Source organism: Rhodopirellula sp. SH410, assembly GCF_055811895.1.
In genome coordinates this window covers 3,784,903-3,796,981 of the sequence record NZ_CM147949.1, presented here as the reverse complement: position 1 = coordinate 3,796,981, position 12,079 = coordinate 3,784,903, and the positions used below count along the sequence as shown (strand labels likewise).

Below are 12,079 nucleotides of genomic sequence, written 5' to 3'. Positions count from 1 at the left end.
GATCAGGCGGTGTTGCCCGCCAAAACCTCATGCCCGACGCGATCGTTGCACATTCTGGACGCCACAGACTCGAGTTCGAGACTGCCCACGACAATCACGTCGGCGTGTCTGGAACGATCAAGCGATCAAGCGATACAGGACCGCGGCGATAACCGCACCCACGATCGGTCCGGCGACCGGTACCCATGAGTAACTCCAGTCACTGTCACGTTTGCTGCCCATTGGAATCAACGCGTGAACGATGCGGGGCCCCAAATCACGGGCGGGATTGATGGCATACCCTGTCGTGCCGCCGAGCGACAAACCGATGCCGAATACCAACAGTCCGACGGGCAGCAGGCCGAGCGAACCGAGGCCGAGAACAGGTGTGGGGTCAACGGGCGCATGAGCCGATATCAGACTTGGCGTGACCATCAGGAAGATCGGAAAGATCAGTGCGAACGTACCCACCGCTTCACAGAAAAATGATTGCTTGTTGTCGCGGATTGCCGGGGCCGTGCAGAAACATCCTAGCTTCGCGTCGCCGTCATCGGTGGCTCGAAAGTGATCGCGATAGAACAAATACACCATGACCGCACCCAGCATGGCGCCACCGAACTGGCCCACGATGTAAATGATCGTTTCGACAAGACTGAGCTTTCCTCCCACGAACATTGCGATGCTGACGGCCGGGTTGAGATGGGCACCGCTAAATGTGTCGGAACAAAACGCGCCAATGTAGACCGCGATCCCCCACCCCGCAGCGATCACAATCCAACCGCTATCGTTGCCTTTCGTTTTCTTCAGAGAGACGTTCGCGACAACGCCGTTGCCGAACAAGACCAGCAGCGCGGTACCGATGAATTCAGAAAGCATGGGGTGCATGTTTTACCTTCGATTGTGACAGGAATTTTTCGCAGGATACCACAACGAAACTGGACTGACAGAAAGGGACAGCCAACTTTATCGCGATCGCTACGCAAAGCGTTGGCAACTTAGGTTTCCATGGCGACTTCGGATGCACGTCGAAACAACAGTTGTCTTGACGAGTGTTTTGGGGGCGAATATTATCTCGGATATGAACCAGTCTCAGCCACCACTTGCTCTGCCCGTCGAGAACCCGAAGTTCGACTCGTTAGAGCAGGAAGCGTTTCTCAATCTCTGGCGAACCTACGATCGGCTGAAGTCGATCGAGGACGACATGTTTGGACAGCGAGGACTCTCTGCTCAGCAGTACAACACCCTGCGACTGTTGCAGTCGTCCCACCCGAAGTCCGTGCCGACACTCGAATTGGGGAGCCGCTTGATTTCCCGTGCTCCCGACATGACGCGTTTGCTTGATCGTCTGGAAAAACGGGGGCTTCTCAGCCGTCACCGCCGATCTGACAACCGCCGTGTTGTCGATGTCAGCATCACTGCAGACGGTAGGCAACTGCTCGATGAAATGCAGGCGAAAGTCCAGGAGTGTCACACTCGTCAATTTGGACACATGAGTAGGGAATCGTTGCGGCAGCTTGCTGAGTTGTTGAGAACCGCACGTCGCCCCCATGAGGACCCTGAGAATCCATCGTTTGTCGATGGGTGATCCTGGCCAACTGAATTTAACGCACCCATTTTGATAGGATTCCAGAAATGTCTGTTGGTCAAAATCCACGTGTTGTCGTCATCGGGGGTGGTCCTGCCGGTGCGACCGCTTCCACACTGATCGCCCAGCAGGGCTACGATGTCGAGCTATTCGAGCGAGAGACATTTCCTCGCTACCATATTGGCGAGTCCCTAATTCCCGAGACGTACTGGGTCCTGAAGCGGCTGGGGATGCTCGACAAGATGAAACAAAGCCCGTTTGTTGAGAAGTACAGCGTTCAATTTGTGAACGCAACGGGAAAGCAATCCGCTCCGTTTTACTTCCACGATAACAAACCACACGAATGCTCTCAGACGTGGCAGGTTCGCCGTAGTGAATTCGACACCATGATGCTGCGAAATGCCGAGGAACAGGGGGTTAGAGTGCACGAGGGCGCACGTGTCCTCGATGTGCTCTTTGAGGGGGAGCGAGCCGTTGGAGTTCGGATTGCCACCGACGACGGGGAGTCCAGAGACGTCCGCGCTGACGTGGTTGTCGATGCCAGTGGGCAAAGTTCTTTACTGATCAACAAGTTCAAGCTGCGGGTTCCCGACCCCGTTCTCAACAAGGGAGTACTCTGGTCGTATTTTAAAGGAGCCTATCGAGATCAGGGAAAGAACGCCGGCGCGACGATGGTGCTGAGCCTCCAGAACAAACAAGGGTGGTTCTGGTACATCCCCATGCAGGATGACACGGTTAGCGTGGGAGTCGTCGCGGATTTTGACTACCTTTTCAAAGGACGAAATGATCATGAAGCCACCTATGCCGAAGAGATGCAGAACTGCCCCGCGGTAATCGAACGTGTCTCGATGGGTGAGAAACTGGCGCCGGTCAAGGCGACGAAGGATTTCACCTACCGAGCCAGTCGAGCTGCCGGGGATGGCTGGGTGTTGGTTGGCGATGCGTTCGGATTCCTTGATCCGCTCTATTCTTCTGGGGTCCTGTTGGCCCTGACGTCCGGCCAGCTAGCTGCCGATGCGATTATTGAGGGGCTACAGATCGGGGACACGTCGCAGAACCAGTTGGGCAAGTGGGAGCGAGGCTACGTCGAAGGCATGAACCGGATGCGTCGGCTGGTCTGCGAATACTACGACGGCTTCAGCTTCGGAAACTTCATACGCCGGTTCCCCCATCATCGAGGTAGCATTACGGACTTGCTCATTGGCGACTTGTTTAAACCCGAACTCGACAAGGTCTTCGAGGATATTGACAGTTTGAAAGCTGCTGACACTGCTGCGGAATAGTCGAACCTTAACATCGGTCCCTCCGCCTCTGCCGCGGTTTGCAACGTGCGACAAAAGTCAAATGGAGGAGATAGCGTAGTGGATCTTGTTAAAGATCCCACCTGCACAGGATCTTGAACAAGACCCACTACTCGGAGTCGGCGCTGCGACCGAAGTGCGGTTCCGTCGGATGAGCCGTGTTTCATTCTATCCGTGGTTGCCGCTGCGTGGACATTGGTGAAGCGGACCAACATCAACGCGATGCGCGGGGGCGGCATTCTAGAAGATGCGGATGAAAATGAAATTCGCCAAAGGATAAGCCGCAGCCTTCAATGATTTCTCCTGGTAAAGCGTGTGCCCTCTTCTTCCCTCGCTTCTTCTCTTCGTTGGCCCCCGTGTCCAGTTCATTCGGTAACCGGCAGCGTTGATTTTATTGGCTGCGAAGCGATCGGTCCAATATACTTTTTCGCGATCACGACGTTGTCAATGAACACGTGCTGGTCATGAGGCGATGGAGTCTTCCCACCATGGTAGATATTCATCCAAACTTGCTCGATCCGGAGCGTGTCGGTCAGACGAAAACGTATGTCTGTCTTCTCAAATGCAAGGTGGCCATCGACCCAGGATCGGAGAACTCCGTTGTTTTCACCGGGAGTATTCAAACGACAGTGCTGTTCGATGGCATACCACCGATTCGTCGCTAGATACCCGCGATAACCTTGACTCCAAATCCAATTCGCTCCATACGAACCCTCCATGTCGGCGTGATAGCAGTAAAAACCAATCGGTGTTTTCCCCGCCAATGGGTTTCCTGGAGGGACGGTCATCTTGAAAAGACCACGCGCCGACCAGCCGTCGTTGCCGTTGCTTTTTCGTCCACCCCATCCGGCTCGGCCATATGTCCCACTGATGCCAGGCAGCTTGCCGCCTTGGACGGTTTGGTTCCAGTCGTCTGCCAATCGCAGATAGTAGCGGAAGTAAATCTCTTCTGGTTCCTCCCCGATTTGTTCGTCAAATTTGAAAAGCGTATTCAGCCCGGTGAACTCGCCTTCGGCCGTTCGCGAACGCAATGCCCGTCCGTGCAATGGCAAGAAGTTTTGGAATCGTGTCTCGGCATGGACTGTGTCGATCCTGTCTTGGGGTTCGGCCCGCGTCCATTCGCTTTGCCAGTTCGGCTGTTCGAAACCGGTGGCAAAAATCACATCAGGGTCGTCGCCAATCCGCTGGTCATTTATGTATTTTGAAGCAATCCCTAAAACGGGCGGCGACGTCGGTTCGTCGTGCCCGTGACGGCAGCGAAAAACTCCAATACTGGCTGTACCGTATTGCTTGGTCGTTTGAAGAACCAACGTGGCTTTCAAGATCGCTCCGACTCTCGCGGCCTGTTTCAGATCGAATCGAATCAAAAGATGATCCGGCGCAGCGGAGACGCGTATCTCGTCAGCGTGGCCCTGACAGCGGTATGTCGACTTGGTCAGATACGTGTCTGCGACGGGCTCAAGACTGACGGATCCTGTTTCACCCGTCAGTTCTAGCTTGGGACGCAGTGTCGCGTCCGTGCTCTCGCGACTCCCGAACATAATCGGGCCACGGCCATCGGTGATCCGCAGAAACATCCCCTGATTCGGTTGTGTTCCATCGATCCACTCTTTCACCAGCGCCGTGACATCCCAGCGTACGGGCTTACGCGTATCATCGTCCTCGACCTGCGTAACGACATAGGCTGCCTCTCCTTGCTCCGTATTGTTCACATCACGCCAGTCGCCCATGAAGTGTTTCCATGGCAAATCTGCACCCGTGTTGTAGTGTTCGCGATTCGCACCGTCGTTGTGCTGCAAGGAACCTTCTGCCCAATCGGACTGCTCACCCCTTGCTGGAGCGATCATCGTGAGGACAAAGAATAGCAGGACAAGTGAGGTAGGCCGCATTGGAATGCTCGTCGGATGGTGGCTGTTGTAGATCCCCGCGACGTTGCCCTGGTGGTCAATCCATGCTGGAGTGACGCCATGTCCCGTCGATGAAGGCTCGCGTGTCGGAATACACAGTGTAGCAGTGGTACTCGCTCGTAGCTGATGCAAATATCTTGCGAGCCTCGCTTCGGTTGGGGGGCATGGATTTCGTCTGGACGTGACGATGCCCGGGAGCGTTCAGTGCTTCGTTCATCAGGCCTGCGGTGTGACATGGCACATGTTTTTGAAGGCTGTTTCAAGGCGGAGTTGATCGTAGGTCCCGCTGTGATTCGCGAATGACTACACTTGACGACAGCAATCCGCCGGTCGAAATCCCAACTACGAGTTCAATGAATGATTCGGACCACCACTTTTGCCATTTTGCTGTTCGCATGCCTTGCTCCTGCCCAAGGTCAAAAGAACTCCGAGCCGCGGAAACCCGGGCAACAGAAAACCGAGGCGTTGAAGTTGACGCTTCCGCCGACGATTTTTGCCGCGACCGACGTCTCGACCCATATCTATTTCGACAACATCGTTCTGACGCAACATTTGGATCGGTATCGGTTCGAAGTGACCTGTGACATTGGCCAGTCGCTTCGGCGCAGTTGGGCAGTCCAACCCACAAACGATGACCTGGGAAACCATCCGATTCGCATCGATGTTTTTGGAGCAGACGACAACTTGATTGCGTCCGCGTCGAGTGTTCTGCGGGTTGTCGGCGAGGAAGTAAAAAGTGAATCGACGCATTCGGCTGACCCCATTCGGCTGCTCATCATTGGTGATAGTTTGACAAACGCTTCGGCTTATCCAAACGAAATCGCTCGCCTGCTTTCCCAGCAGGAACACCTCAACTGGGAGATGCTGGGCACGCACAAACCAAGCTCCGCCGCCGATGGTGTCGCTCACGAGGGATATGGTGGTTGGACGTGGAGTCACTTTGTTTCTAGGTTTGAGCCCAACCCCGATGGCAAGGGAAAACGCAGCAGTCCGTTTGTCTTCGCAAGCGATGGATCCCAACCGCAATTGAACCTGCACCGGTACTTTCAGGAAAACTGCGATGGTCACGTTCCCGACTACGTGGTGATCTTGCTAGGTATCAACGATTGCTTCAGCGCCCCAGCGGATAACGCATCCGGCATTGACGCTCGGATCGACAGAATGCTCGCGAACGCCGACGAGTTGTTGGACGCGATTCGCAAGACGGCTCCGGAGGCGCAAATCGGTTTCTGCTTGACCACTCCGCCCAATGCACGCCAAGAAGCATTTCAAGCGAACTACCAAGATCGTTATAGCCGCTGGGGTTGGAAGCGCATTCAGCATCGACTGGTTGAGAGAGAATTGCAGTACGTCGCTGCAAAGTCGGATTCCCATCTCAGCGTGGTGCCGACTCAATTGAACATCGATCCGATCGATGGCTACCCCGCGAACAACGGTGTGCACCCCAACGGAGATGGCTACAAACAGATCGGTGCAACGATCTATTGCTGGTTGCAATCGAAATTAGCTGACTCAAGCCGGGCAGAAACGGCCTCGCCGCTCCAGCCGTTTTGACGCGGATCAGTCGTTCGCGTGTTCGCTGCGAATATCGTTCAACAGTTTTGTGATCTTGTCGTGGTTTTGACGGTGAGTCGATATGACGAGACTTAGGTTCTGCGGGTAGGAGACATAGGTTGATTTGCCTTCGCCTTCTTCCCAATCCGCTGGTGAAGTCTTCGCACGAATTAGATGCATCAATACCTTGGGGGCAAATTCGCCGTCAGCTGTGAAGACTGGAAGATCGTAGAACCTGTACACGGCAGGAAAAACCCCACTCGCATCGGCCTTGCGATCATCTTCAGCCGCGGCGACGGAATTACTCGCCGCGAACGAGCAGATGATTGCGAAAGGCAGCAGCAATGATATTCGAGTCAAGCGTCGCATTGGAGAATCCTTAGGTAGAGAGGGAATGCAACCTTGAAGCGATCGGTAAAGGTGAGTTCGCGAAATGGAAATTGCTCATGCGACGAACTCGGTTGATACCGGTCGAACCGGTTGGTAATAAGCGTGATCGCTAATACACCAGTGATGATACGCACCTTGAGGGGGTGTGTCAAATATTCACAAGAGGGGCCCGGTGGTGCCAGTTCAGTCGTCTTTCGCTAGCTGTCTCCCCTCGACTCGGTGCTTGGGTCGATGGAAGAGTCTTTTCGGCAGCGACCAAGGGCAGAGCTTGACTGCGAGGTTCGCGACTTGTCCCAATGCGAGGTATCGCCGGCGTTTGCTCAGTGCGTCAATCAGACGCCCCTAAGTGGTTTTGGACGGCGGTTTCGAGCTTGTGAATCGAAAAACCTACGCGTGTGGCCGGTGGAACCGGCGGTTCGGCTCGGTCTTTGATCTCGCTGGCTTGGGGGACGGTTTCGAGCTTGTGAGTCGAAAAACCTACGCATGTGGCCGGTGGAACCGGCCCTACGGCTCGGTCTTTGATCTCGCTGGTTTTGGGGGACGGTTTCGAGCTTTTGAGTCGAAAAACCTACGCGTGTGGCCGGTGGAACCGGCCCTACGGCTCGGTCTTTAATCTCGCTGGCTTGGGGGACGGTTTCGAGCTTGTGAGTCGAAAAACCTACGCGTGCGGCCGGTGGAACCGGCCCTACGGCTCTCTTTTGCCTACTCAAGTGGCTTGCTGGGGTGCTGGGTCGGGGGTTCCCTCTGTGTCGTTCTCGGTTTCGACTTGGAGGGAGCGGATGAAGTTGATGAGGTGCCACACATCGTCTTCTTCGAACTCGCCGGGGACGAATGTGACCGCTGGCATCGGGGTGCCTTCGATGCCTTGGGTAATTCTCAAGTAGAGTTCTTGGGCTTTGGAGCCACCGTGGAAGGCACCGAGCGAGAAGTTACGCGGGGTCGCATTGATCGGTGGCAGCGCCCCGCGAGCTAGCAATTTGATGAGAGATTCGCGGTCCTCGGGTTTGATACCGATGCTGAGCGTCCATTCTTTGGTCCAATCGTCGTAGTCGGTGTTTTGGCCATCGCCCCGTCCTTGCTCGCCATGGCACTTGCTGCATGAGGCAATTTTGCCTTTGAACAGCATGCCACCGCGTTCCACCGACGCCTGCAGAGTTTCGGCGCGGTCATCCTGCATCGCGGCAAGGAATTCCTCATGTGAATCTGGGACCACAAAGCCTTCGGGTGGATTGGGGAGCTCGACCACTTCATCGGGTGCTTCCATCCAAGCTTCACCGATTTCGGCGGCAAAGTCTTCGGCGAGTTCCCAGGATTCGTCGAAGGTCTCTTTGGATTCACCGGTAGCGTTCCGAGCGGCTGGGTCGATGATCCGGTCGCCGGATTCAAGATCCAATTCATAAACGGCGTCGTCGATTAGTTGCCGTTCCAGTTCGCCTCGCCATGACAGGTAGATGACGTAATCGACGAGAGCATCGACATCTTCATCGGTGAGGTTAGGAATGGCGACCATGCGTGTGCCGTTGATGCCGTTCTTGATCAGACCGGCGAGATCCTCGCGGGTTGGTTTCGCCCCCCGCTCCGTGGACTTGTACTTGAAAATGCCTTTGCGATAGTCGCGTGGGTAGGGGCTCATGGTCGAGGACAGTTCACCGCGACCGTTGCCGGTTGTGCCGTGGCAGGTAACGCAGTGGGTCTGAAACAGACCACGACCTTCTTGCCCGATTCGTCCGGAGGCGCGCTGGAGGTTTTCCAGCGAGACAACCGCCGCGAGGTCTTCATCTTCGGTCACGATCGCGGGCAGTTTAGGATCTTCGGGAGTGCCAAACATTTCCGTGGTGACCCAGAACGCATCCTCACCGGCCTGTTCCATGGGGATGCCTTCCTTGATTTGGTACTTCATGGTGTGTACCAAGTTTGGCTCAAACTCCAGCGGTGGTGGTTCGCTGTGGCAGCCCGCAAGAAGACACGTTGCGACGATAACGCATGGTGTCGCCAAGGCCCCAATCGTCGATTTCGCCATGGCCATCGCAGTGCTTTTCGCACTTCGATGTGACAATTGACCGCGGCAAGGAACTGAATTGCAACCGGCCAGAACTGAATGGGCGGGTGACAAAGAGGGGTCGGGATCGGCAGTGCGGATAGTCATGGTTCAATCTGCAGCGGGCAGCGGGGAGTTCAGCAATAATAAAAATCAGGTCTTTTCGAAATCGCGAGCTTCCTTCGATAAGGCTTCCATCATTGTACGCAATCTTTCGTCGAGTTGGCAGAGTAGCGGATCGGGTTGGCCTCGCGGTCCTCGCTGTGGGGAGACTTCGATGGCATCGTCGACTTCGACGACGACCTTCATCGGCATCGTTTCTTTGGCCTTGCCGTAAATAGCTTCCTGGATCCGCTGAATCGTCTCGACAACTCGAGTATCAGTGATTTGCCCTGGCATCAGATACTCGTCTGGAAAGGACAGGAGGAACTGTGCCAGGTCGGCAGCTTCGGCATCGGCGAGGAATGGGGCGGGGTCACGAACCGCCGGCTCTGCGGACGTGGGGGCCTCAGCAAAATACGCGGCCGTGACTGCGGTGCGGATCCTGCGGACACGTTCGCGCACCCCTTCGTTGGAGTTCCCCGAGAGGCGGTAGCGATTCTCGCAGCGTGAGAGCAGGAATTCGATCAGGGCGTCCCGGCGCGGCCGAAGATCTCCCGCTGACGCTTGCCCAACATGTTCGATCTCCTTCAACGCGAGGTAGGCTTCGGACACGCGCAGCAGTCGCGGCAGCAATAGTGAGGGGTCTTGCGTCGTCGGTCCGGGGTGCCAGCTCAATGCCGACTCCAGTTGCCGGAGTTGTACATCGGCCCATTGCCAGGCATCTCCCAAGCACAGGTACTTCAGGGCGACGGGATGCATGACGACTTTGCCGAGGCCCGCTTTCTCGCGTTTCTTCGCTGCGGCGCGGGCGATGAAGCTGACTCCATCGAGCAGCGGTTTGAGCAAATCGTTGGTGCGATTGGTGGTGCCTTCGGGGAACAGCACGAGCGGTCGTTCGGCGGCCACGAGCATCTCAATGGCGGTCTCAATCGCTTGCCGATCGTTGCCTTCGCGGTTGATGCTAAACGCCCCCATTCGCCGGAGCGCAAACGCTTCGAATCCGTTCGTGTTGAAAAGGTGCCACGACGCCATGGCGTAGAGGTGTGTGTTGACTTCGCGGGCCAGCCATCCCAGCACAATCGGGTCTGCATAGCGACAGTGATTCGGCGCCAGCAGCACGCCGTGGCCGGCGGCAATCGAGTCGGCGAGACGATCGGGATACCGTAGTTCGTAGTGCAAGACACATTCACGCTTCCGCAGGTGTCGATCAATCAGCCGCAGTTTTTGGATAACGGTCGGCCAAGTATTGCCACGATGCGGCGGTACGAAGTTGTAGGGGCGAGAAAGGATAACGGTCATTTGATTATGAGCCTCGCCGATTGGAACGTTGGCCTGCTCGGCGGGCGTGATCGCTCATCGCACCTGCCGTCGCGTGTGCCATCGCGTTAACTAGAATCTGTGCCATCGGATGAGTCGCCGCTGCGGTCACGCGATCCAGGGCGGTGGGCCCCCATCCCTGGGCACGTCGGATGGCATCCCACAAGGCATCGACGTCTGCGGAACAGTTGATACGATCGAGCGAGCCAGGCAAATCGAAAGAGTCGGAAAACTGGCAACGTGGACGATCGTATCCCGATGCCCGAAACCGCTGGATCAGCCGCCCAATGTCTTGATAGGTTTCCTGGCCCTGTTGCAGGGCGTCTTGATGATGCAACGTTGATTGCTCCGAGTTTTCCATTTTGTTTTCGATACCACGCAATGATGCGACAATTTGATCGTCGGTCACCTCAGGGGTGTGGCGAGCCTCCTGTCGCAGTTCACTGGATTGTTTGTCGGCGAGCATCTTGCGAAACAGCTCGATCGCATCGCGATAAAATTCGCAGCGAGGGCCCTCGATCGCGTTGAGCTCAGCCTGGATCGCCTCGCAAGCGGAGGTTTGCGTCCCCAGCCCCTCAATGGCCGAATTGCGTTCTGCGACGAGTGATTCGACAAGGGTGAGTTGTGCGGGCAAGCCGAACTTGTCTGCCGCATGGTCGCGATAACCTTGGATCTCAGCCATCACCATGTCGAGCGCGGCACTATCCTCGGCGATGATTCTTCGCATCGCGGTGGGCGTATTGGTCAGGTAGTCGTAATTGCGCTTCGTTTTGTTGTAATCGACCAATTTCGCAACAAACCGGTCCATCCGTCGGGTTATGCCGCGATGCTGGTATTTCGACGTGCCGAAATCGCGATCCTTCAGGTAGGTGAACAGGTGGTCCTCGTCATAGGCGGGGAGTTTGCGTGCCGCGTCCTGGCTGACTTCGTCGAGATTGTCCTGGGCACGCTGCAAGGCCACTTCGGCCATTGCGGCGCGATGGGACAGATCGACAAACGCGGGCTGGTCAGTGAGATACTGCTCTACCTGAGCGGCGATCTCGTTTTGACGATTCTCAGCGGCATCGAGTCGCTCATTGAGCTCATCCAGTCCCGTTTCGAGGTTGCCTCGGAGTTGATTTTCGTCATCGAGTTGCAGCTTCAGTTCCCGCACGCGTCCCTCTTTGCGAAGCAGGATTTCGCGCATGGCCGGGCGGATTTCAGCCCACGTTTTCTGCACCGACTCGACCGTTAGGTCCGGTAGATAGTGTTCGGCGAGTTTTCGCAGCGTCTCGTCTCGGTCGTCTGCGAGTTGGTCACGCTGCTGTTCAATTTGCCCCATCTGCCCACGCAGCTGTTCCAGCTTCGCGGCAGCTCGGTTGTAGGCGGCAATCAGCTGCTGGTGAGCTTGAGGTCCAGAAATCGGCATGGAGAAGAGAGAATGATGAGAAAAGGGCAGAAGAGAAGTCGGCACGACGGCCAGCCTACAGGAAGAGCCAGGCTCCCGTGGCGGCGACCACGGCAGCGGCCGCGGACAGACGGTACCGCCAGATCCAACAGTAGGCGAAAAACTTTTTCATACCTGGTTTGGGGGCCGCGTAGGTATGCAGATTGGCGAGGTACTGATCGATGGCGGCATCAATTTCGGATTCGGTGACCCGGTCTCCCGACATTGCCGCGGTCCGCATCAATTTCTGACGCAGTCGCACGCGGACCTCGTCGTGGCGGAACATCTCCTCAGCGGTCTCACGCTGTTGTCGCATTTCGCGGGCGACATCCATCACCCGCAGCGTTTCGGCAATCGTCATGTCTTCGCCAGGCAGCTTCGTTTCAGCGCGTCGGCGGTGGAGCTCATCCGGCGAGAAGGCGGCAGGAGCCGGGGCTTGCACCTGAGCGTTGGCACTGGAAGTCATCGATCAATCTCAAA

10 protein-coding genes are annotated in these 12,079 nt (G+C 56.3%); 3 read left to right on the top strand and 7 right to left on the bottom strand.

Annotated features, from left to right (window positions below):
- Positions 1-117 precede the first annotated feature (117 nt).
- Positions 118-864 (bottom strand): MIP/aquaporin family protein, encoded by a 747-nt coding sequence (locus SH410x_RS13905; RefSeq protein ID WP_473677067.1) that lies wholly within the window; start codon positions 862-864, stop codon positions 118-120.
- Positions 865-1,057: 193 nt separating this feature from the next.
- Here SH410x_RS13905 and SH410x_RS13900 point away from each other — a divergent pair, with 193 nt between their 5' ends.
- Positions 1,058-1,564, top strand: coding sequence for a MarR family winged helix-turn-helix transcriptional regulator (locus SH410x_RS13900; RefSeq protein WP_473677066.1), 507 nt, complete (start codon positions 1,058-1,060; stop codon positions 1,562-1,564).
- A 47-nt stretch (positions 1,565-1,611) separates the two neighbouring features.
- Positions 1,612-2,847, top strand: coding sequence for an NAD(P)/FAD-dependent oxidoreductase (locus tag SH410x_RS13895; protein ID WP_473677065.1), 1,236 nt, complete (start codon positions 1,612-1,614; stop codon positions 2,845-2,847).
- Between the two features lie 383 nt (positions 2,848-3,230).
- Here the strand turns inward: SH410x_RS13895 and SH410x_RS13890 are convergent, their stop codons facing one another.
- On the bottom strand, positions 3,231-4,754 hold the full coding sequence (locus tag SH410x_RS13890; protein WP_473677064.1) for a polysaccharide lyase: 1,524 nt from the start codon (positions 4,752-4,754) through the stop codon (positions 3,231-3,233).
- A 375-nt stretch (positions 4,755-5,129) separates the two neighbouring features.
- On the opposite strand from SH410x_RS13890, the gene SH410x_RS13885 reads away from it, so the two are divergent.
- Positions 5,130-6,326, top strand: a complete 1,197-nt coding sequence (locus SH410x_RS13885) for an SGNH/GDSL hydrolase family protein (protein WP_473677063.1) — start codon at positions 5,130-5,132, stop codon at positions 6,324-6,326.
- Between the two features lie 6 nt (positions 6,327-6,332).
- Here SH410x_RS13885 and SH410x_RS13880 read toward each other — a convergent pair whose 3' ends face one another.
- The 5 genes from SH410x_RS13880 to SH410x_RS13860 all read right to left on the bottom strand — a co-directional run bounded on the left by SH410x_RS13880 (position 6,333) and on the right by SH410x_RS13860 (position 12,065).
- Positions 6,333-6,695: a hypothetical protein gene (locus SH410x_RS13880; protein ID WP_473677062.1), complete on the bottom strand. Its 363-nt coding sequence runs from the start codon at positions 6,693-6,695 to the stop codon at positions 6,333-6,335.
- 727 nt (positions 6,696-7,422) lie between these two features.
- A complete protein-coding gene (locus tag SH410x_RS13875) occupies positions 7,423-8,742 on the bottom strand; it encodes a cytochrome c (RefSeq protein ID WP_473677061.1) in 1,320 nt (439 codons plus the stop codon).
- A 165-nt stretch (positions 8,743-8,907) separates the two neighbouring features.
- Positions 8,908-10,155, bottom strand: a complete 1,248-nt coding sequence (locus tag SH410x_RS13870) for a 1-acyl-sn-glycerol-3-phosphate acyltransferase (protein ID WP_473677060.1) — start codon at positions 10,153-10,155, stop codon at positions 8,908-8,910.
- A gap of 4 nt (positions 10,156-10,159) precedes the next feature.
- Positions 10,160-11,581, bottom strand: coding sequence for a coiled-coil domain-containing protein (locus tag SH410x_RS13865; RefSeq protein WP_473677059.1), 1,422 nt, complete (start codon positions 11,579-11,581; stop codon positions 10,160-10,162).
- Between the two features lie 55 nt (positions 11,582-11,636).
- Complete coding sequence (locus SH410x_RS13860) at positions 11,637-12,065, bottom strand: DUF6384 family protein (RefSeq protein ID WP_473677058.1); 429 nt, start codon at positions 12,063-12,065, stop codon at positions 11,637-11,639.
- Between the last annotated feature and the right edge of the window lie 14 nt (positions 12,066-12,079).

Excerpts from the sequence above, each read along its gene's own strand:
- SH410x_RS13905 (WP_473677067.1), bottom strand. The coding sequence starts at position 864 with ATGCACCCCATGCTTTCTGAATTCATCGGTACCGCGCTGCTGGTCTTG.
- SH410x_RS13900 (WP_473677066.1), top strand. The coding sequence starts at position 1,058 with ATGAACCAGTCTCAGCCACCACTTGCTCTGCCCGTCGAGAACCCGAAG.
- SH410x_RS13895 (WP_473677065.1), top strand. The coding sequence starts at position 1,612 with ATGTCTGTTGGTCAAAATCCACGTGTTGTCGTCATCGGGGGTGGTCCT.
- SH410x_RS13890 (WP_473677064.1), bottom strand. The coding sequence starts at position 4,754 with ATGCGGCCTACCTCACTTGTCCTGCTATTCTTTGTCCTCACGATGATC.
- SH410x_RS13885 (WP_473677063.1), top strand. The coding sequence starts at position 5,130 with ATGATTCGGACCACCACTTTTGCCATTTTGCTGTTCGCATGCCTTGCT.
- SH410x_RS13880 (WP_473677062.1), bottom strand. The coding sequence starts at position 6,695 with ATGCGACGCTTGACTCGAATATCATTGCTGCTGCCTTTCGCAATCATC.
- SH410x_RS13875 (WP_473677061.1), bottom strand. The coding sequence starts at position 8,742 with ATGGCCATGGCGAAATCGACGATTGGGGCCTTGGCGACACCATGCGTT.
- SH410x_RS13870 (WP_473677060.1), bottom strand. The coding sequence starts at position 10,155 with ATGACCGTTATCCTTTCTCGCCCCTACAACTTCGTACCGCCGCATCGT.
- SH410x_RS13865 (WP_473677059.1), bottom strand. The coding sequence starts at position 11,581 with ATGCCGATTTCTGGACCTCAAGCTCACCAGCAGCTGATTGCCGCCTAC.
- SH410x_RS13860 (WP_473677058.1), bottom strand. The coding sequence starts at position 12,065 with ATGACTTCCAGTGCCAACGCTCAGGTGCAAGCCCCGGCTCCTGCCGCC.